This window comes from Saccharopolyspora soli (assembly GCF_022678645.1).
GTDB lineage: Bacteria > Actinomycetota > Actinomycetes > Mycobacteriales > Pseudonocardiaceae > Saccharopolyspora > Saccharopolyspora soli.
Window position 1 is genome coordinate 36812 of sequence record NZ_JALBWV010000042.1, and the last position, 20015, is coordinate 56826.

The window sequence follows — 20015 nt, forward strand, 5'->3', positions numbered from 1 at the left end:
CAAGATCAGCTATGGTCTAGGGTGTCGGCAACAAGAACCGATCAAGATGCGGTTCATTCACTATGAGGAGTGTCATCCTTTTGCGTCCCGCCGCCGCCCGACTTGTCGCTGTTGCAGTTGTCGCTCTCGCGCCCGCGTGGGTTGGTATCTATTCCTTGATGCCAGGCGCTCAGGCCTGATCTGCCAGCACTAAAAGGGATTGGCCGGGCAAGCCATTGGCTTGCCCGGCCAATCCCTTTTAGCAGCAGAAATCGGGCTGTAGTTCGGATTGGTGACCGGCGGTATGAACCGCCGATCACCAATCTGCGGGAAAGTGACGAAAAGTCACTGCTCAGCCGAGTTTGGCGATGTCCTTGGGGGTGTAGCGGGGGCGGGGGACTCGCAGTTTGCGGATCTGCATGGCTCGGGTGAAGGCGTACCAGCCCAGCGAGAACGGGCGGTCCTTGGCGTCCGGGAACTTCGCGCGTACCCGCTTGTTCACGTACCGGCCGAGCAGGCTGCCCTCCACGACCATCATCACCAGCAGCACCATGCACGCCAGCGTCGCGTACTGCTGGACCACCAGGTTCTGCGCCAGCGTGGTGGCGAACACGATCAGCACCAGCGGCATGAACAGGCCCATCAGGTGCCGTCGGGTGTCAACCAGGTCGCGCACGTAGGCGCGCACCGGGCCCTTGTCGCGGGGCATCAGGTAGCGGTCGTCGCCCTGCATCATCCGCTCGCGACGTTCCTTCGCCGCCTGTCGGCGCTCATCCTTGTTGCCGCGGGCCCGTTTGATCGCCTCCCGCTGCGTCTTCGGCGGTGGCGGCACGGGACCGCGCCGCTTGCCCTCGGCCTCCCGCCGCTTCGGGGTCGGCTTGCCCTTCTTGGGCGTGCGACTGGTGGCATGCTCCGCCGCAGACGGACCAGTCTCGGTGTCGGACTCGGTGGTGGCGGTCTGCTCAGCGCTGCTACGGCGAAGGAACCTCACTCCTCCAGGGTATTCGACGCCCTGGTAAGGCCTGCACCAGACCGGACAGCAATGCTGGATCCGACACCGGAGGGCACATCACACCAGCTCGGCGCGCAACTGTGCCACCATGGACTGCAGGAGACAGGACAGACGTCCCCCTGGGCGGCGCTCGGGGGGAATAGCCCGGCTCCGGCGGTGGTTGCACCTCACGCCGGAATCGGAAGAGCGAGACCCCTAGGGAGAGTCCATGACCGCCCCGAACACCACGACCGAGAGCGAGGCGCCCGTCCACGGTGTCACGTTGACCGACGCGGCGGCCCACAAGGCCAAGGCCCTGCTGGACCAGGAGGGCCGTGACGACATGCACCTGCGCATCGCCGTCCAGCCCGGTGGTTGTGCGGGCCTGCGCTACCAGCTCTTCTTCGACGAGCGCACCCTCGACGGCGACGCCCGACGGGACTTCGAGGGCCTCGGCGTGGTCGTCGACCGGATGAGCGCTCCCTACCTGCAGGGCGCGGTGATCGACTTCGTCGACTCCATCGAGAAGCAGGGCTTCACCATCGACAACCCGAACGCGGGCGGCTCCTGCGCCTGCGGCGACTCGTTCCACTGACGGCGCAACGCCGATCTGGCATCCGGCCGGTGCTCTACGGGCACCGGCCTTGTTGCTGCTCAGGCGCGGTCGTGGGGGAGTCCCACCACTCGGACTGTTTCGTTGCCCAGGGTTATCTCGTCTCCTGGGGTTAGTTGTTTGCCTCGCCGGGTTTCCACCGCTCCGTTTACCTCGACCCGGCCTTCTTCCAGCAGCGCCTTCGCGTCTGCTCCGTGTTCGACCAGGCCCGCCAGCTTCAGCAGTTGGCCTAGGCGGATCATGTCGTCCCGGATCTCCACTTCGCGCATGGCGACATTGTCCGCCGTCCGTCCGGCTCGATGACGAACCGCACCCGGGTGGGCCGAAGTTCTCTGTCCGGTCCCGGCGTCCGCGACTTAGCGTCGGCGCGGAGGCGAGTGCGATGACGGGTACGGTCGATGGGCTGCGGATGACGGGTTCGGTTCTCCGGCCCGACGATGCGGGCTACGAGCAGGCGCGTGGCCTGTTCAACGGGGCCATTCGGGCGCGACCCCGGATGATCGCGCAGTGCGTGGATGCTGCCGACGTGGCGGCCGCGTTGACCTTCGTGCAGCAGAACTCCGTCGAGGTCGCGGTGCGCAGCGGTGGCCACAGCGTGTCCGGCGCGAGCACGGTCGACGGGGGCCTGGTGATCGACATGCGGGCGATGAACTCGGTGTCGGTGGAGCCCGGAGCGCGGACCGCGACGGTCGGGGGTGGAGCGCTCTGGCGCGACGTGGATCGGGCGACGCAAACCCACGGACTCGCCACCACCGGGGGCCGGGTGTCCACGACCGGGGTCGCCGGGTTCACGCTCGGCGGGGGCTCCGGTTGGTTGGAGCGGAAGTTCGGACTGGCCTGCGACAACCTGCTGGCGGTCGAGCTGGTCACCGCGGACGGCCGTCGAGTGGTCGCCAGTGATGTGGTGAATCCCGAGTTGTTCTGGGGGCTGCACGGCGGCGGAGGCAACTTCGGGATCGCCACCTCGTTCACCTTCCGGCTGCACGAACTGCCGGTGTTCTCCGCGGCCTTGATGTTCTGGCCAGCCGAGGACGGACCGCCGGTGGTGCGGGCTTACCGGGATGTCATGACCGACGCGCCGGGCGACTTCGGCGGTGGCGCGCTCTTCGTGACCGCGCCACCCGAGGACTTCGTGCCGGAGTCGCTGGTCGGGTCGCTGTCCTGCGCGATCCTGGTGACCTGCACCGGCCCGGAGACCGAACTGCGCGGCTTCATCGAGCCGTTGCTGGCGTTGCGACCGGCGGGCAGCCTGATCGCGGAGCTGCCGTACGCCGAGCTGCAGTGCATGCTCGACGACCCGCCGGGCTACCGGAACTACTGGTCGGCCGAGTACCTGCGGGAACTGCCCGATCCAGCGGTCGACTTGTTCTGCGACCGCGCGGCCGACATGCCGGTGCCCTCGCCGTCGCAGCACGTGCTGTTCCCGTGGGGCGGTGCGGTTGCGCGCTCGGACGGCCGGTGGCCGATGGCCAATCGGTCCACGCCGTGGGTGGTGCACCCCTTCGGGCTGTGGGACGACCCGGCCGACGACGTGCGGGCCCGCGACTGGGCGCACGCGCTGCGCGACGACCTCCGGCCCTACACCACCGGCGCGGTCTACCTGAACTTCATCGGTGATGAGGGGCAGAGCCGCGTTGTCGCCGGGTTCGGCGAACAGAACTACCGCCGACTGGCCCGGCTCAAGGCGGAGTACGACCCGCGCAACGTCTTCCACCGCTGGCACAACGTGCTCCCGGCCGAGGACTAGCCTGTTCGTCCGATGTGGACGAGACGGGTTTTGTTGCAATAATTTGCAGAAATTTGGGCAGCTCATACCTGGTTCAGATGGCGTATTGACTTAACAACTGCAAGAAAATGTGATCGTAGGCGACCCGCTCAGCGCAGAGGAGGTTGTCATGCGATTACCGTTTCTGGCGCTCGCCGCAGCGCTCGTCGGCTCGGCCCTGGTGCCCACCGCGATGGGCACGCAGGCGGCGCCCGCCACCGCCCCGGTGCGCGGACCGATCATCCAGATGTTCCAGTGGCCCTGGGATTCCATCGCGCAGGAATGCACGAACTTCCTCGGTCCCAAGGGTTTTGGCGCGATCCAGGTGTCGCCGCCGCAGGAGCACGTGGTGCTCGCTGGTGCGGGCTACCCCTGGTACCAGGACTACCAACCGGTGAGCTACCAGCTGCAGAGCCGACGGGGCAACCGAGAGCAGTTCGCCGCGATGGTGCGGACCTGCAACGCCGCCGGGGTGCAGATCTACGCCGACGCGGTGGTCAACCACATGAGCGGCACCGGCTCGGCTGGCAACGGGCCGGGTAGCGGCGGTTCGACCTATGAGAAGTACAACTACCCGGGCGTCTACTCGGACGCCGACTTCCACGGTTGCCGCCGGGACATCAGCAACTACAACGACAAGTGGGAAGTGCGCAACTGCGAGCTCGTCGGGCTGGCGGACCTCGCGACCGAATCCGAATACGTGCGCAACACCGAGATCGCCTACCTCAACGACCTGGTGGGCCTCGGGGTGTCCGGCTTCCGGGTGGACGGCGTCAAGCACATGCCGCCGGAGGACGTCGGCGCGATCTTCGGGGCGTTGCAGAACGTGCCCGGAACCGGGCAGCGGCCCTACGTCTTCCAGGAGGTGATCGCAGACGGGACGACGACCGCGGGCGAGTACACCGGCAACGGTGACGTCACCGAGTTCGGCTACTACGGCACGGTCGCCAACGCGTTCAAGAACGGTTCCCTTGCCGGGCTGGCGAATCTGCCCGGCCAGATGTCGTTGCCGAGCGAGCAGGCCGTGGTGTTCATCGACAACCACGACACGCAGCGCAGCTCGCCGATCCTGACCTACAAGGACGGCGTCACCTACGACCTGGCTGTCGCGTTCGAGCTCGCCTACCCGTACGGAACTCCGCAGCTGATCTCCAGCTTCGCCTTCGACAACTCCGATGCCGGTCCGCCCGCCGACGCCGACGGGACGACCCAGGCGGCCAGCTGCGACAACTCGGCGTGGGTGTGCGAACAGCGGCGCACCATCATCGCCGGGATGGCCGGATTCCACGGTGCGGTGCAGGGCGCCGAGCTCAACAACTGGTGGGACAACGGCAACGGTCAGATCGCGTTCGGCCGTGGTACCGCCGGGTTCGTCGTGATCAACCGGGAAGGCGGCGAGCTGTCCCGGACCTTCCAGACGTCGTTGCCCGCCGGGACCTACTGCAACGTGATGACCGGCGAGATCTCGGACGGCACGTGCACCGGTCAGACCGTGGACGTCGGCGCGGACGGCACGTTCACCGCGACTGTTGCGGCCAACTCCGGTGTGGCGCTGCACGCGGGCGCGAAGCTCGGCTGATCGTCGGGACTCGTGGGTCTGTTCGGCTGCTTTTCCGGGACACCCATATCTGAATCTGCCTCACGTTCGTTTTGCTGGGTAGACCTGATTGATCCCGCTTGCGGCAGAAGGGCGGTTCGGATGCGGACTCCGCGCGGCAGAAGGCTTTCCAGACTCGGCGCGATCGGTGCTGCGGTGCTGGTCGCGCTGGGTGTCGTCCCGGCTGGTTCGGCGGTTGCCGAGGTGCGCCGGGATGTGATGTTCGTCGGCAACAACTGGGACGGCACCGTCGATCTGCTCGACGCCGAGCACTTCGGCAAGTACCAGCGGATCGACGTCGTGCCGGACCTGGCGCAGCGGCTCGCCGAGATGACCCCGGATGAGCACGCCGCGATGCTGGTCATCCGCAACACCGCGGGGGAGGGGCACGACCAACTCGTCGACGACATCGCGGTGGCGCCCGATGGCCGCACCGTGTACGTCTCGCGGCCGAGCCTCGGGGACGTGTCGGCCTTCGAGATCGGTACCGGTCGCCAGGTTTGGCGCACCGAGGTCAGCGGCTACCGCTCCGATCACATGGCGCTGTCGCCGGACGGTTCCCGGCTCGCCGTTTCGGCGACCACGGCGAACGTGGTCGACGTGCTCGATCCGGCCACCGGGAGCGTCGTGGCCAGCTTCCCGACCGGGGATTTCCCGCACGAGAACCGGTATTCCGCGGACGGCCGGACGCTGTACAACGCCACCATCGGCCGGGTGATCATGCCCGACGAGCCAGCCCTGGACGGGCTCAAGGGGAACCGGTGGCTGACCATCGTGGACACCGCCAGCATGGCGGTGACCGATGTGATCGACTTCGGCGTGGGGATCCGGCCGTTCCTGGTGCTGCCCGACGGGCGGACGATGTACGCGCAACTCTCCTTCCACCACGGGTTCATCGAATACGACCTGGCGGAGAAGCGGATCACGCGCACCGTGCACTTGCCGTTGTCCGAGGAGGCGAAGAAGCTGCGGCGCGACGAGTACCCGCTGGACTCGGCGCACCACGGGTTGGCCATCAACGGCGACAACACCAAGCTCTGCGACGCCGGAACGGTCTCGGACTACGCGGCCATCATCTCGCTGCCCGGCCTGACGACCGACGCCCTGGTACCGACCGGCAAGAAGCCCTACTGGGCCGCTACCACCCCCAACCGCCAGTACTGCATGCTGTCCAACAGCGACAGTGACGATGTGTCCATAGTGGACTTCGCTGGCCGGCGCGAACTCGCCCGCGTCCCCGTCGGAGACCACCCGCAACGAGTCCGCGGCTACGCCGTCCCAACGGATGTACTGAAGTAGCGGCGGCACACGATCGTGTCCAGGTGAAGGGCACCTTCGACCGGCTTACTCGGTCAAAGGTGCCCTTCACTCTTCACTCGAACCGGGGTTAGCGTTCGGCGATGACGATCATGCGGCGGTGTTCCGCGGTCAGCGGGGCACCGTCCGCGCCGTAGCCTTCGACTTCTCGGAAGCCCGCTTGGTGCAGCCAGTCGCGGAGTTCCGGGAAGGCGAAGAAGCGCACCGAGTACGGCACGCGGCGGATCCGACCATCGCGGATGATCGTGCGCTCCACGATGGAGCGGAAGGTGATCGGGTCCAGGCGGTGCTGGTCGATCGCCATGTCCTCGCCCACTTGGCGGACCACGCTGTCCTGGTAGCGGCGCAGCAGGTTGACGACGTTGTTCAGCTCCAGCGCGAACTTCCCGCCCGGCCGTAGCGCGTTGTGGACCTGCTCCAGCACGCGGCGGTTCCCCTCGTCGGAGAAGTAGCCGAAGGCGGTGAACCAGTTGATCACCGCGTCGAACCGCCCGGTCCACGGCAGTTCGCGCATGTCGCCCCGGACGTACTCCACCTGGACGCCGAGGGTTTCGGCGTCCGCGCGGGCCTTGTCAAGGAACACCTGGGTGTAGTCCAGACCCGTCACCCGGCAGCCGCGTGCCGCGAGTGGATTCGCCAGCCGCCCGTGGCCGCATGCCAGGTCGAGCAGTTCGGTGCCCGGTTCCAACCGCAGCAGGTTCCAGATCAGCTCGGTGTCCTCGGCATTGCGCGCATCCGTGAGTTCGCTGTAGAAGTACAGGTAGTCGTCGTCGAACAGGCCCTCGGTGTCGAACTCCGGCTCCGCCATCGGTTTCCCCCGGGCATCGGTTGGATGCGTACCAGCTTGGGGGCCAATCCCTGGTTCTGCCAACTGGTTTTCGCGCTCAGCGGGCCAGATCGGTCTCGCTGAACCTCGCGTAGCGGATCGTCTGGTTCGCGTCCTCCGACTCCGGGGCGCCCGCCTCGTACAGCAGACCGGCCCAGCCGCCGCCGAGGTTGATCAGGTCGGAGTAGGCCGCCCAGGTCGCGTCGATGACCGTGCCGACCTCCTGCCACGTCGCGCCCTCGTCCGACGACGTGCGGATGCGCATCGTGTGGCGGCGGTGGTCCATGTTCGGGTCCGTGTTGTACGGCCCGGAGAACAGGATCAGGTTGTACGGATCTCCGGCCGTCGTGGCGCGCAGGCGCACCACCGAACCCTGCACCACCGGGCCGTTGAGCTCCGGCACGAGCTCGAAGGGTTCCCGGAACGTCGCCCCGCCGTCGGCGCTGACCGCGTGGGCCTGGTTGCCTTCGGCGATCGTCGTACCGGAGTTGTCCTGGTTGCGCGCCGCCGCGTAGAGCTCCGCGTCGACCGTTTCCAGCAGGCTCAGCTCCTGCGGCTTGATCGGCTGGCCCGTCCGGTCGTCGGTCGCACCGATCTGCCAGGTGGTTCCGCCGTCATCGCTGTGGACGATGCCCGCTCCCTTGACACCGCCATCGCCTTCGAAGTTGATGCCCGCGACCATCCGGTTGACGTGTTCGCCCCGCGTCATCTGCAGGCCGTGGCCCGGTCCGGTGGCGTACCAGGTGTTCCACTCCGGCTTCATCAACTGGGGCTGCGCCACCGGTTCGGTCCACTGCGTACCTAGCGGATCCACGCTGTGCTGCAGGAAGGGCGTTCTGGTGCAGCTACCACCGCCCGCGCAGTCCGAACCCGGATTGTGCGTTGTCAGCAAGGTGATTCGACCCGTGCCGCGGTCCACGACCGGTACCGGGTTGCCCCGCGTGTCACCAGCGCCGTCGGCGACCAGTTCCAGCGCTTGCCACGTTCGTCCGTCGTCCGTCGAGCGCTTGAGCACCACATCGATGTCGCCGGTGTCGTCGCAGTCGCCGCGGCGGCCTTCCGCGAACGCCAGCAGCGCGGATCGGTCCTGGGTGCGCACCAACGCCGGGATGCGGAAGCAGTTGTAGCCGCCCTCGCCCTTGGTGAACACCGTCGTCCCGGTGATCTCCAGCGGCTCGTCGGTCGCGAACGCCTGGGCCGCGCCCAGGCAAAGCAGTACCGCTCCTGCTGCTGCGAGCTTCGCCATCCGGCGCATGCCGTGTCCCTTCGCCGACGAACGGATACGACATTTCACCGCAAACCGCCTTGTCGGAAAAGAACTTGCCGATGAATTGTCCGGTAAATGTTTGCCCGCCTCGGCGATTCGGCGCACCCCGGCTCAGTCGCTCGGCGCAGTCAGCGCGTCCGCCACGGCCGCGATGTCCGCGGGGCCGACGCGGCAGCAACCGCCGATCAACTGCGCGCCCGCCGCGCGCCAGCTCCTGGCCTGCTCGGCCGACAGGCGGGACCGGCCGGTCCAGGCGTGGCGCTGCGCGTCCCAGTCCTCGCCGCTGTTCGGGTAGACCACGATCGGTTTTTCCACCACCTCGCGGGCGATCTCGATCGCGGTCAGCACGTCCTCCGGTGCCGAGCAGTTGACGCCCACCGCCATGATCGCGTCGGTGTCGGCCAGCGAGAACGCCTCGGCCAAGGGCTGTCCCGCCCGGGTCCGCACGCCGCTGATCGTGAACGACAGCCAGGCCGGGAGATCCAGCGCTGTGACCTCATCGACCAGCGCTTCCGCCTCATCCACGTCCGGAACCGTCTCCAGCGCGTAGACGTCCGGGCGCGCTTCCGCCAACGCCTCCAGCCGCGGCCGGTGGAACGCACGCAGTTCGCGCTTGGTCAGCCCGTACCGGCCCCGGTACTCCGAGCCGTCCGCGAGCATCGCGCCGTACGGGCCGATCGACGCCGCCACCCAGCGGTGCCGACCCGGCTCGACCTCGCCCGCCAGTCGGGCCAGTTCCACGCTGCGCCGCATCAGCCTCGCCGCCTCGGCGCGCTCGACGCCGCGCTGCGCGAACCCCTCGAAGCTCGCCTGGTAGCTCACCGTCGTCGCGACCGACGCACCAGCCCGGAAGAACGCGGCATGCGCTGCGACGATCTCCTCCGGAGCGTCCACCAGCAGGCGCGCCGACCACAACGCGTCGGACAGGTCGTGACCATGCGCCTCCAGTTCGGTGGCCAGGCCGCCGTCCAGGATCGTCGGTGCGCCGCTGAGGCTGAACGCGTCCATACCGACCAGCCTAGTGTTGGAGTCCTGACTCCAACCGTCACCACGCGCAGCAACTCAGCCCTTCACGCCGCCTGCTGCCAGACCGCTCACCAGGAACCGCTGCACGAGGTAGAACACGATCATCGCGGGCACCGCCACCAGCACCGACGCGGCTGCCAGGTGACCCCACTCCGCGCGGTTCTGCTGCACGAACACCTGCAGGCCCACCGCCAGCGTCTTCGACCGGTCCTCGGCGGACAGGAAGGCCGAGGCGAACGCCACTTCGCTCCAGGCCACGATGAAGGAGTAGAACGCCGTCACCGCCAGCCCCGGCTTCGCCAGCGGCAGCACCAACCGCCAGAACACCCCGAACGGCGAAAGCCCGTCCACCCGGCCCGCTTCGTCGATGTCGCTGGGAATCCCGTCGAAGTAGCCCTTCAACATGTAAGTGCAGAACGGGATCGCCGTGCTGCAGTACACCAGCACCAATCCGAACGCACTGCCTTGCAGACCCAGGCTCAGCAGGATGTTGTACAGCGGCACGATCAGCACCGCGAACGGGAACATCTGCACCACCAGGAAGGACAGCAGCAGCCAGTGCCGTCCGGGGAAGCGGTACCGGCTGGCCGCATAGGCGGTGGTGGCCGCCAGCAGCACGCCGAGCACCGTGGTCAGCGCCGCGATGAGCACCGAATTGCCGAACCAGCTCAGGAAAGCGCCCTTCGCGCCGGAGAGCACGTTCCAGTAGTTGTCCAAGCTGGACTCGTTGAACAGCGTCGGGATCGGCTCGATCGCCTTGGCGTCCGGTTTGAACGAGACCACCAGCACCCAGAACACCGGGAACACCGCGATCAGCGATGCGACGATCAACGCGGCATGCAGGCCGACGCTGGCCGCAGCGGACCGTTTGCGCCGCCGGGTCGGCTCGGCCGCCGTGGATGTCGCTTGCAGCGAGGCTGAGTCGATGGTCAATTCAGAACACCTCCCCCTGCCTGCGCATCGCGCGGCGGTAGATCGTGGCGAACACCAGCAGGATCGACAGGATCAGCACCCCGTACGTCGAGGCGATCGCGTAATCCCTGGTCGCTCCGGAGAAGAACCGTTCGAACGCGTAGCTGACCAGGATCCTGGTGTGCGGGTTGTTGCCGGTGATCAGGTAGATGACCGGGAACATGTTGAACGTCCAGATCACCCCGAGCAGCACCACCGTGCCGGACACCGGCCGCAGTCCCGGCAACGTCACGTGCACGAACCGTTGCCACGGCGTCGCCCCGTCCATCTCCGCGGCCTCGTACACCTCCGCCGGGATGGCCTGCAGGCCGCCAAGCAGCGCGACCATCATGAACGGCACGCCAAGCCAGACGTTGACGATGATCACCGACACCAGCGCCAGATCGGACTGCCCCAGCCAGACCTGCGCGGGCAGCCCGACCGACTCCAGCGCCCAGTTGATCAGCCCGTACTCCGAGTTGAACAGGTACCGCCAGGCGAACGCGCTGATGAACACCGGCACCGCCCACGGCACGATCAGCAGCACCCGGTACAGACCGCGCCACCGCAACGGGCGGTTGAGCAGCATCGCCAGCGCCAGGCCGATGGTGTAGTGGCAGAACACGCACGCGAAGGTCCAGATCAGCGTGCGCACCAGCGTCGACCAGAACGACCCGAACGCCGGGTCACCGGAGAGCACGTTCAGGTAGTTGGTCAGCCCGACGAACCCGTAGGACGCCTCGCGGTCCAGCACCGGGTTGGCGATGTTCGTGTCGTTGATGTCGGTGAACCCGAAGAACAGCCCCTGCAACAGGGGGAAAACCACGAGCAGCGCGAGCACCGCGACGACCGGCAGGACCATCGCGTAGCAGAACCAGTGCCGCGCCAAGAAGATCCGCAAGCGCATCGAAGCCGCCTCAGAACCTGTTGGTGGATTCGGTCGTGTTCGTTGTCGCCGAAGCGGCGCTGCCGCTCGACCAGTGGGTGCAGCTTGTCCCGCCACGCAAAACGAGTTCGGAGACCGGCTTCACCGCTGCGCGTAGTCGGTCAGGACCGAGGTCTGGTAGGTCCGCGCGGTTTCGTCCAGCGCGGCCTGCGCGTCCTTGCGTCCGGCCAGGATGTCGGCGAACGCGGTTTGCAGCGGTTCCAGCAATTCGCTGTTCTCCGGGATCCACGGCCGGTTGTGGGCATTGGCCGCCAGCGGCCGGAACGCCGACACCACCGGGTGCTGCGCCACCTCGGGAACGTCGTAGGCGGACCTGCGGGTCGGCAGCAGTCCCAGCTTCCCGGCGATCTCGGCCTGGTGTTCCGCACTGCTCATGCACTGGATGAACTTCATCGACGCCTCGGTGGCATCACTGCCCTGCCGGATCACGTAGTCGTGGCCGCCGACCGGCGACGGCGTCGCGGAGCCGGGCACCGGGGCGATGCCGAGGTTGGCCGGGTCGGCGAACTGCTCGGACTGGACGAACTCCGAGACCGCCCAGGGGCCGTCGATGACCATCGCGACCTCGCCCGCGGTAAACGCCGCTTTCATGCTGGTGTAGGAGTTCGGCTGGTCCAGCGCGGTGCGGGCGGCCCCGGCGTCGAGCAGGTCCTTGGCGACCTGCACGCCGCGCACCGCCTCCGGCGAGTTCACCGTGATCAGCCGCGACTCGGTGTCGACCAGGTCGCCGCCGAAGGTGTATAGGAACGGCAGCGCGTAGTACTCGTCGTTGTTGATGAACAGCGCCCGGTCGCCGCCCAGCTTGGGCGCGATGGCCTTCAGCTCGTCCCAGCTCTTCGGCGGGTCCACCGCCGCCTGCGCCAGTTGCCGCTTGTTGTAGAACAGCGCGAGCGTGTCGGTGACCTGCGGGACGCCGTAGGTCTTGCCCTGGTACTTGGTGGATTCCAGTGGTGCGGCGAGGAAATCTCCGGTGTCGGTGGCCAGTGGAGTGTTCGACAAGTCGTGGATCAGCCCGGCCTGCGCCAGTTGGGCGACCCAGCCGACGTCGGCGCGCAACACGTCCGGCCCTTGCCCGCCCTGCGCGGCGGTCTTGTAATTGTTCAGGGCCTGGTCGAACGCGACCGTCTCCACGCGCACCTGGTAGCCGCCGGTGCGGCCGCACTCGGTGGCGATCTCGCTGAACACGGCGCTTTCCGAGGAACCGCTGGTGTCCCAGAAGACGACCTCGTTCGGATTGCCCGCACCGCCGCCGCAGCCAGCGGCGGCGAGCGCCCCGACCAGGCCCAGGGCGGCGGTGACCGTGGCCATTGGTCTCATGTTCGGACCTCCAGTATGCAAAAACTTGCGAACCTACGGCGTTAGATTGCATACCTGAAATGTGACGCAAGTCAAGGTGTTCCGGTACAAATGAGTCCCCGGATTGACATCCTGATTCGAACTCGATTGCAAATTCTTTCGGCCGTGTGCAGGATTGCGGCAGCGGATGGTCCCAGTGCGGAGGAGTGAGCGGTGGCGGGTCTGGCCGATATCGCCCAGGCGGCAGGGGTGAGCGTGTCCACGGTGAGCCGGGTGCTCAACCGGAAGGCGGGCATCAAGGAGGAGACCCGGCAGCGCGTGCTCGAAGTGCTCAACCAGATGCCGCACACCGCGCGCGGGGTCGGCGCGCTGCGTCGCACCGGCGTCGTCGGCCTGCTGGTGCCGGAACTGTCCAACCCGGTCTTCCCGGCCTTCGCCGAAGCGCTGGAAACCCGCGCTTCGCTGGCCGGATACGCATCGCTGCTGTGCAACACGCACGCCGCGATGACCGAGAAGGAATACGTGCGGATGCTGGTGGCCCGCGGTGTCGAAGGCATGATCTTCGTCTCCCCGGAGATCGCCAATCCGGACAACGACGAACGCAGGAGCCGCAGCTACTACGAGAAGCTCAGCGCCGAAGGCGTGCGGATGGTTTTCGTCAACGGCGGCGCGCCGAGCCTGGACGTCCCGGACATCACCGTGGACGAGCACCTCGCCGGGTACACGGCCGCGCGGCACCTGCTTGAGCTTGGCCATCGCCGGATCGGGTTCGTCAGCGGCCCGGCTCGCGCACTGCCTTCCCGGCTGAAGCGGGCCGGTTGGACGGCCGCGCTCGAAGAAGCCGGTGTCGAACCGGAATCGGACCTAGTGGCGCACGCACCGTTCGGAGCCAGGGGAGGGGCCGAGGCGATGGGCCGACTGCTGGACGGCCCGCGCCCGAGCGCGGTGCTGTGCTCCTCGGACGTCATGGCGCTTGGCGCGATGCGGGAGGCCAAGCGCCGCGGGCTTGCCACGCCCGACGACATCTCGGTGGTCGGCTTCGACGACATCCCGCTGGCCGCGTACTGCCAACCCGCGCTCACCACGCTGGCGCAGCCCATCCACGACATGGCCGCCGCGGCGGTCGACGAACTCGCCCGGCAGCTCGACGCGGACCAACCGGGGCGCGGTTCGACCAGCTTCAGCCGCATGTTCCGGCCCAGCCTGGTGGTCCGGGAGTCCACCCGATCGATATGAGTACCTGTCTCCGAACTCGTTTTGCCCTGCGATGCGGAAGGAGCGGCGATGTCGCCGACCTGGTGGCGTGATGCAGTCGTTTACCAGATCTACGTCCGAAGCTTCGCCGATGACGACGGTGACGGCCTGGGCGACCTGGCCGGGGTGCGCGCCCGGTTGCCGCACCTGGTGCGGCTGGGCGTCGACGCGGTCTGGCTGACCCCGTTCTACCCCTCGCCGATGGCCGACGGCGGCTACGACGTGGCCGACTACTGCGACGTGGACCCGACGTTCGGCACCCTGGCCGACTTCGACGCCCTGTTGGCGCACGCCCATTCGCTCGGACTGCGGGTGTTGGTGGATGTGGTGCCCAACCACACCTCCGACCAGCACCCGTGGTTCGCGGAAGCGCTGGCGGCCGCCTCCGGTGACGTCGCGCGGGACCGGTACGTGATCCGGGACGGTCGTGGCGCGGACGGCGAACTGCCGCCCAACGACTGGGAATCCGTCTTCGGCGGTCCGGCGTGGACCAGGCTCGACGACGGCCAGTGGTACCTGCACCTGTTCGCCCCGCAACAGCCCGACCTCAACTGGCGAAACCAGCAGGTGCGCGCGGACTTCCGGAAGGTGCTCAAGTTCTGGCTGGACCGCGGTGTCGACGGGTTCCGGATCGACGTCGCGCACGGCATGATCAAGCACCCGGACCTGCCGGACACCGGGCGGCACAAGCAGATCTCCCTGCTCGGGCGAGGTGAACTGCCGTACTTCGACCAGGACGAGGTGCACGAGATCTACCGCGACTGGCGCCAGCTGTTCGACTCCTACCAGGGCGCGCGCATCGGGGTGGCGGAGGCGTGGGCGTCGACCAGCGAGCGGCTGGCGCGCTACGTCCGAGCTGACGAACTGCACCAAGCGTTCAACTTCGCGCTGCTGGAGGCGCCGTGGTCGGCGGCGGATTTCCGGACCGTGGTGGACGAATCGCTGGCCACCACCGCCCAGGTGGGCGCGACCACGACGTGGGTGCTCGGCAACCACGACGTGCAGCGGCCGGTGACCCGCTACGGCGACGGCGAGCTGGGTGCGCGGCGAGCCCGCGCGGCGGCGTTGTTCAGCTTCGCGCTGCCCGGCTCGGTTTACGTCTACCAGGGAGAGGAACTCGGGCTGCCCGAAGTCTTGAACCTGCCCGACGACGCCCGGCAGGACCCGATCTGGGAGCGCTCCGGCCGCACCGAGCTGGGCCGCGACGGCTGCCGGGTGCCGATGCCGTGGTCCGGCGCGCACCCGCCGTTCGGCTTCAGCTCAGCGGCGAGTTGGCTACCGGTGCCAGGGGAGTGGGCGCAGCTGACCGTCGCCGCGCAAAGTGCCCGCGACGACTCGGTGTTGCGCACCTACCGCGACGCTTTGGCTCTGCGGCGGGAAAACCCCGCGCTCGGTGATGGTGCGTTGCAGTGGTTGGACGCGCCCGAAGGGGTGCTGGCCTTCCGCCGGGAGCCGGGCTTCGCGTGCGCCACGAACTTCGGTGCGTCGCCGGTCGAACTCGACCTGCCAGGCCGCTTGCTCTGCCGCAGCGACGCCGCCTCGGACTGGGACGGGGTGCTGCCCGGAGCGACAACTGCGTGGTTGGGCTCGTGAGTGCGAAACCGCGCTCCAACCCGGTTGCGCACCAAGGAGCTCGTCCACGGTGTGCCTTTCGTGCACCGAGTGCATGATCACATCTCCAGCCATTCCCGCCAGGTTGGGCCTGGGGCTGGCTGGTCCGGGAGGGTCAATGCGCCCGCGCGGAATGCCTTTCCGAGGGCTCCCGGGACGTGCAACGGGAACGTGGCTCGGCGTCGGCCTCGCGCCGCCAGCCAGGTGTTGGCCAGTTCCTGGACGGTCAGCACCTCGGGGCCGCAGACGTTCGCGATCTCCTTGGTCGGGCCGTTGGCGAAGTGTTCGGCCACCCGGCTGGCCACCACCGCGGTGTCGACCGGCTGGCCGGGGACCTTCGACGGCACCGGCATCACGGGGAGCCGGGCGGCTATCCCCAGCACCATGTCGATCGCCGGGTAGAACTGCGTGGCTCGGACGATCGACCACGGCACACCGCCGCGCACGTGTTCCTCGGCGGCCAGCTTCTGCTTGAAGTACTTCCACGGAATGGCGTCGATGCCCACGATCGACACGTACAGCAGGTGCTCGACCCCGGCTCGCCGCGCCGCCTCGCCGAGCCGCCGGGTGCCGTCCACATCGGTCTGCTGCGTGTACTTGCCCCGGTACGGGCTGGATGCCAGGTGCGCGATCGCGTCGACGTCACCGACCGCGTGTTCCAGGCCCTCGCCGGTGGCCAGATCCGCCCGCCGCCAGGCCGTGACCCCCTCCGGAGCCGGGCGACGACTCATCCGCACCACTTCGTGCCCGGCCTCGCGCAGTACCGGAACGACCTGTTGCCCCAACATCCCGGTAGCCCCGGTGACGAGAATCCGCATCATGTCCTCCTGTCCGTCGCAGACAGGACGAAACGCCCACCGCTGATGTGACAGCGACGCAGAACGGCCCGCTCGCCATCGGGCGAACGGGCCGTCTCGCGGACTCGGTCAGAGTCGAACCGGGTAGTGCGGCTCGGGGACCTCGGGGGACAGGCGGCCCTCGATGAAGATCGCGTGCCACAGCATGAACACCAGCAGCGCCCACAGGCGGCGGCTGTGGTCCAACACCCCGGAGCGGTGCTCCTCCAGCAACTGCAGCACCGCCGTGCGGTTGAGCAGGTGATCCGTCTGCGACTGCTGAACGATGTTGCGCGCCCAGTCGTGCATCTCGTCGCGCAGCCAGTGCTTGATCGGCACCGGGAACCCGAGCTTGCGCCGGTTGAGCACGTGCGCGGGCACCACCTGGGTCAACGCCTGGCGCAGCGCGTACTTGGTGGTCTCCCGAGTGATCTTCTGCTCCAGCGGGACGGTGCTGGCGATCCGGAACACCTCCGGGTCCAGGAACGGCACCCGCAGCTCCAGGGAGTTGGCCATGGTCATCTTGTCGGCCTTGACCAGGATGTCGCCGCGCAGCCAGGTGAACAGGTCCACGTGCTGCATCCGGGTCACCGGGTCCCAGCTCGTCGAGGTGCGGTACGGACCAGCCGTGACGTCCTTGTGCGACACCCCCGGATCGAAGCTGCGCATCACGCTGCGCAGCTGATCGTCCCGGAAGATGCGCGCGTTGCCGTAGTAGCGCTCCTCCAAGCTCAGCGCGCCGCGCCGCAGCAGGTCCTTGCCGCGCACCCCCTCCGGGATCGCGGTCGACACCCGGCCCATCGCCTTGCGCAGCGTTCCCGGCACCTTCTCGAACGGCGCCAGCGACAGCGGCTCGCGGTAGATCGTGTAGCCGCCGAACAACTCGTCGGCGCCTTCCCCGGAAAGCACCACCTTGACGTGCTGGCGGGCCTCCCTGGCAATGAACCACAGCGGCACCAGCGCCGGGTCGGCCACCGGGTCGTCCAGGTACCAGACGATCAGCGGCAGGGTTTGCATCATCTCCTCGGCGGAGACGGTGCGGACCACGTGCTTGACGCCGATCGCCGCCGCCGACTCGGCAGCCACGTCCACCTCCGAGTAGCCCTGCCGCTCGAAACCGGTGGTGAAGGTGATCAGGTTCGGGTTGTGCTCCTTGGCCAGCGCCGCGATCGCCGTGGAGTCGATGCCACCGGAGAGGAACGATCCGACGGTGACGTCCGCGCGCATGTGCTTGGCCACCGAGTCGCGCATCACATCGACGATCTCGTTGTGCAGCCGTCGCGCGTCGGAGTCGGTGTTGACCGGCCGCGAGTGGAAGTTCGGCTGGAAGTACCGCTCGGTGACCAGCTGGCCGCCGGGGGCGACGGTGAACGACGTGCCCGACTCGATGCGGCGGACCTGCCGGTGCAGCGACTCCGGCTCCGGCACGTACTGCAGCACCAGGTAGTGCTGCAACGCCTTGTGGTCCAGCTCCTCGGCGATCCGCAGCGTGTTGGCCAGGCTAAGCAGGCTCTTCTTCTCGCTGGCGAAGGCCACCCCGCCCGGTCCGGCGGCGTAGAACAGCGGCTTGATGCCGAACGGGTCCCGCGCGCCGAACACCACGCGGCGCTCGCGGTCCCAGATCAGGAACGCGAACATGCCGCGCAGCCGACCGACCATCGAAGTGCCCAGGTAGTGGTAGGCGGCGACGATCACCTCGGTGTCGCCGTCGGTGCTGAACCGGGCCCCGAACCGCTCGATCAGCTCGGCGCGCAGCTCCAGGTAGTTGTAGATCTCACCGTTGAAGATGATGGTGTAGCGCCCCGGTGTTTCCGGTGGACCCCACACCAGCGGCTGGTGCGAATGCTCCAGGTCGATGATCGACAGCCGGTTGAAGCCGAAGACGACCTCACCGCCGTGCCAGGTGTCGCTCTCGTCCGGTCCTCGGTGTCGTTGACACGGCAGCGCGTTGGCCACGGCGTTAACGGCATAACCGGCGGTCTCTTCGGTGGGACAGATAAGTCCAAGCAGGCCGCACACGCGTCTGGTGCACCTCTTCGAGTCGGCGGTGTCGTCTTCAGCCCCCCAAGGCTGCGCCCCAGTATGCCGCTCGCCCGCCTGCGGCACGCGCGGGGCCGCAATCGCGATCGACGCCCCCGCAGCAGTATCGCGGCTACACCTGGGCTAGGCTCTGCGCAGGATTCCGGCGGCAGATCCCCGGTCTCGTCCTCGTGGGCGGACGGCGGGTCAACCAGGCCGCAGCGGTGAGTTTTGCACGAGGAGGCGTCGCGCAGTGGGCCTGAAGGAGGGGACCCGAGTGCCACGGCTGGTCAAGGTCGCTGGTTTGATCGGCCTGATTGGTGTCGCGGCAACGGGCTGCACGACCGACGAGGTCCTGCGGTTCGGCTGGCCGCAGGGTGTCACCCCGCAGGCCGACGCGATGCGCAACCTGTGGACCTGGTCGGTGATCGCGGCACTCGCGGTGGGTGTGCTGGTGTGGGGGCTGATCTTCTGGTCGGTCGCCTTCCACCGCAAGAAGACCGAGGAGTTGCCCCGGCAGTTCCAGTACAACCTGCCGCTTGAGCTGATCTACACCGCGATCCCGTTCGTGCTCGTGGTCGTGCTGTTCTACTTCACCGCGGTCACCCAGAACTACGTGCTGGCCAAGCCCGCCAAGCCGGACCAGACCGTGAACGTGATCTCCTTCCAGTGGAACTGGGAGTTCAACTACCCCGGTTACCGGACGCCGGACGGGCAGCCGGTCCGCACCGTGGGCAGCAGCAGCGAGATCCCGCTGCTGGTCCTGCCCACCGGGGAGCGGGTCGAGTACCACATCAGTTCCACCGACGTCATCCACTCGTTCTTCGTGCCGGAGTTCCACTTCAAGCGGGACACCTTCCCGTACCCGCAGAAGAACGACCAGGACAACGTCTTCCAGAACACCATCGACCGCGAAGGTTCCTTCGTGGGCCGGTGCGCCGAGCTGTGCGGCACGTACCACTCGATGATGAACTTCGAGGTCCGGGCCCTGTCGCCGGACAAGTTCGACCGGTACATGCAACTGCGGACGCAGGTCAACCCGCAGACCGGCCAGCCCTACACCGCCTCGGAGGCGCTGAGCGCCATGAACTGCGGCGAGCTGTGCACGCCGCACGCGGTGACCGGCGTTCCGTTCAACACCGACCGCACCAGCGGACTTCCCTCCGGTGCGACCGGGGCGACCAGGTAGGGGTGCCCTCGACAGGGCGCAAGGCGTGAGAGCGAGGACTCCATGAAGGTCGAATCCAAGATCTTCAACTTCATCACCATCTTCTTCTTCCTGTCCGCGATCGTGTACGGGGTCTGGTCCAGGGAGCCGGTGGGCACCGTGGCGCTGATCCTGGTCGGCGGGCTGTCCCTGATCATCGGCAGCTACTTCTCGTTCGTGGCCCGCCGCATCGAGGAACGGCCGGAGGACAACCCGGACGCCGAGATCAGCGACGGAGCCGGTGAGATGGGCTTCTTCAGCCCCGGCAGCTACTGGCCGGTGGGCCTGGCCGCGGCCGCCGCCTTCACCGGTGTCGCGCTGGCGTTCTTCCACGTGTGGATGATCGTGATCGCCGTCGGCATCGTGCTGATCATGGTCGCTGGCCTGGTGTTCGAGTACCACACCGGTCAGAACCACTGACGATCGACATCGCTGGCAGGCCCCCGAGCCACCCGGGCTCGGGGGCCTGCTGCGGTTTAATGCCTTGTCGTGCACTCGTTTTGCATGGCGGTGC

Annotated in this window: 18 protein-coding genes; 8 read left to right on the top strand and 10 right to left on the bottom strand. The window is 67.7% G+C overall.

The window, feature by feature from the left end; genetic code table 11:
* Positions 1–331: 331 nt before the first annotated feature.
* A complete protein-coding gene (locus tag MOQ72_RS27800; protein ID WP_242188632.1) occupies positions 332–970 on the bottom strand; it encodes a DUF3043 domain-containing protein in 639 nt (212 codons plus the stop codon).
* A 229-nt stretch (positions 971–1199) separates the two neighbouring features.
* Here MOQ72_RS27800 and MOQ72_RS27805 point away from each other — a divergent pair, with 229 nt between their 5' ends.
* Entirely contained in the window at positions 1200–1565 is a 366-nt protein-coding gene (locus tag MOQ72_RS27805; RefSeq protein ID WP_242188633.1) for a HesB/IscA family protein, read from the top strand.
* 59 nt (positions 1566–1624) lie between these two features.
* On the opposite strand, the gene MOQ72_RS27810 is transcribed toward MOQ72_RS27805, so the two are convergent.
* Entirely contained in the window at positions 1625–1852 is a 228-nt protein-coding gene (locus MOQ72_RS27810; protein ID WP_242188634.1) for an RNA-binding S4 domain-containing protein, read from the bottom strand.
* 113 nt (positions 1853–1965) lie between these two features.
* On the opposite strand from MOQ72_RS27810, the gene MOQ72_RS27815 reads away from it, so the two are divergent.
* From MOQ72_RS27815 to MOQ72_RS27825, 3 genes are all read left to right on the top strand, one after another.
* On the top strand, positions 1966–3330 hold the full coding sequence (locus MOQ72_RS27815; RefSeq protein WP_242188635.1) for an FAD-binding oxidoreductase: 1365 nt from the start codon (positions 1966–1968) through the stop codon (positions 3328–3330).
* A gap of 148 nt (positions 3331–3478) precedes the next feature.
* Positions 3479–4927, top strand: coding sequence for an alpha-amylase (locus MOQ72_RS27820; RefSeq protein WP_242188637.1), 1449 nt, complete (start codon positions 3479–3481; stop codon positions 4925–4927).
* Positions 4928–5047: 120 nt separating this feature from the next.
* Positions 5048–6244, top strand: a complete 1197-nt coding sequence (locus MOQ72_RS27825) for a YncE family protein (RefSeq protein WP_242188639.1) — start codon at positions 5048–5050, stop codon at positions 6242–6244.
* A gap of 88 nt (positions 6245–6332) precedes the next feature.
* Here the strand turns inward: MOQ72_RS27825 and MOQ72_RS27830 are convergent, their stop codons facing one another.
* The 6 genes from MOQ72_RS27830 to MOQ72_RS27855 all read right to left on the bottom strand — a co-directional run bounded on the left by MOQ72_RS27830 (position 6333) and on the right by MOQ72_RS27855 (position 12586).
* Entirely contained in the window at positions 6333–7070 is a 738-nt protein-coding gene (locus MOQ72_RS27830) for an SAM-dependent methyltransferase (RefSeq protein ID WP_242188640.1), read from the bottom strand.
* Positions 7071–7146: 76 nt separating this feature from the next.
* Positions 7147–8382, bottom strand: a complete 1236-nt coding sequence (locus tag MOQ72_RS27835) for a sialidase family protein (RefSeq protein ID WP_242188642.1) — start codon at positions 8380–8382, stop codon at positions 7147–7149.
* Positions 8383–8466: 84 nt separating this feature from the next.
* A complete protein-coding gene (mmuM, locus tag MOQ72_RS27840) occupies positions 8467–9363 on the bottom strand; it encodes a homocysteine S-methyltransferase (protein WP_242188644.1) in 897 nt (298 codons plus the stop codon).
* A 54-nt stretch (positions 9364–9417) separates the two neighbouring features.
* Positions 9418–10314 (bottom strand): sugar ABC transporter permease, encoded by an 897-nt coding sequence (locus MOQ72_RS27845; protein ID WP_242188645.1) that lies wholly within the window; start codon positions 10312–10314, stop codon positions 9418–9420.
* A gap of 1 nt (position 10315) precedes the next feature.
* Complete coding sequence (locus tag MOQ72_RS27850) at positions 10316–11239, bottom strand: carbohydrate ABC transporter permease (protein WP_242188647.1); 924 nt, start codon at positions 11237–11239, stop codon at positions 10316–10318.
* Positions 11240–11359: 120 nt separating this feature from the next.
* A complete protein-coding gene (locus MOQ72_RS27855) occupies positions 11360–12586 on the bottom strand; it encodes an extracellular solute-binding protein (protein WP_242188648.1) in 1227 nt (408 codons plus the stop codon).
* Positions 12587–12787: 201 nt separating this feature from the next.
* Here MOQ72_RS27855 and MOQ72_RS27860 point away from each other — a divergent pair, with 201 nt between their 5' ends.
* Positions 12788–13810 carry a LacI family DNA-binding transcriptional regulator gene (locus MOQ72_RS27860; RefSeq protein ID WP_242188649.1) on the top strand — a complete coding sequence of 341 codons (1023 nt, stop codon included), beginning with the start codon at positions 12788–12790 and terminating at the stop codon, positions 13808–13810.
* A gap of 48 nt (positions 13811–13858) precedes the next feature.
* Complete coding sequence (locus tag MOQ72_RS27865) at positions 13859–15421, top strand: glycoside hydrolase family 13 protein (protein WP_242188651.1); 1563 nt, start codon at positions 13859–13861, stop codon at positions 15419–15421.
* Between the two features lie 77 nt (positions 15422–15498).
* Here the strand turns inward: MOQ72_RS27865 and MOQ72_RS27870 are convergent, their stop codons facing one another.
* Positions 15499–16257, bottom strand: a complete 759-nt coding sequence (locus MOQ72_RS27870; RefSeq protein ID WP_242188652.1) for an SDR family oxidoreductase — start codon at positions 16255–16257, stop codon at positions 15499–15501.
* Between the two features lie 108 nt (positions 16258–16365).
* A complete protein-coding gene (gene asnB / locus MOQ72_RS27875; protein WP_242188653.1) occupies positions 16366–18294 on the bottom strand; it encodes an asparagine synthase (glutamine-hydrolyzing) in 1929 nt (642 codons plus the stop codon).
* 253 nt (positions 18295–18547) lie between these two features.
* On the opposite strand from asnB, the gene ctaC reads away from it, so the two are divergent.
* Together ctaC and MOQ72_RS27885 are read left to right on the top strand one after the other, a co-directional pair.
* On the top strand, positions 18548–19483 hold the full coding sequence (gene ctaC, locus MOQ72_RS27880) for an aa3-type cytochrome oxidase subunit II (RefSeq protein ID WP_242188654.1): 936 nt from the start codon (positions 18548–18550) through the stop codon (positions 19481–19483).
* A 42-nt stretch (positions 19484–19525) separates the two neighbouring features.
* On the top strand, positions 19526–19921 hold the full coding sequence (locus MOQ72_RS27885) for a cytochrome c oxidase subunit 4 (RefSeq protein ID WP_242188655.1): 396 nt from the start codon (positions 19526–19528) through the stop codon (positions 19919–19921).
* Positions 19922–20015 lie beyond the last annotated feature (94 nt).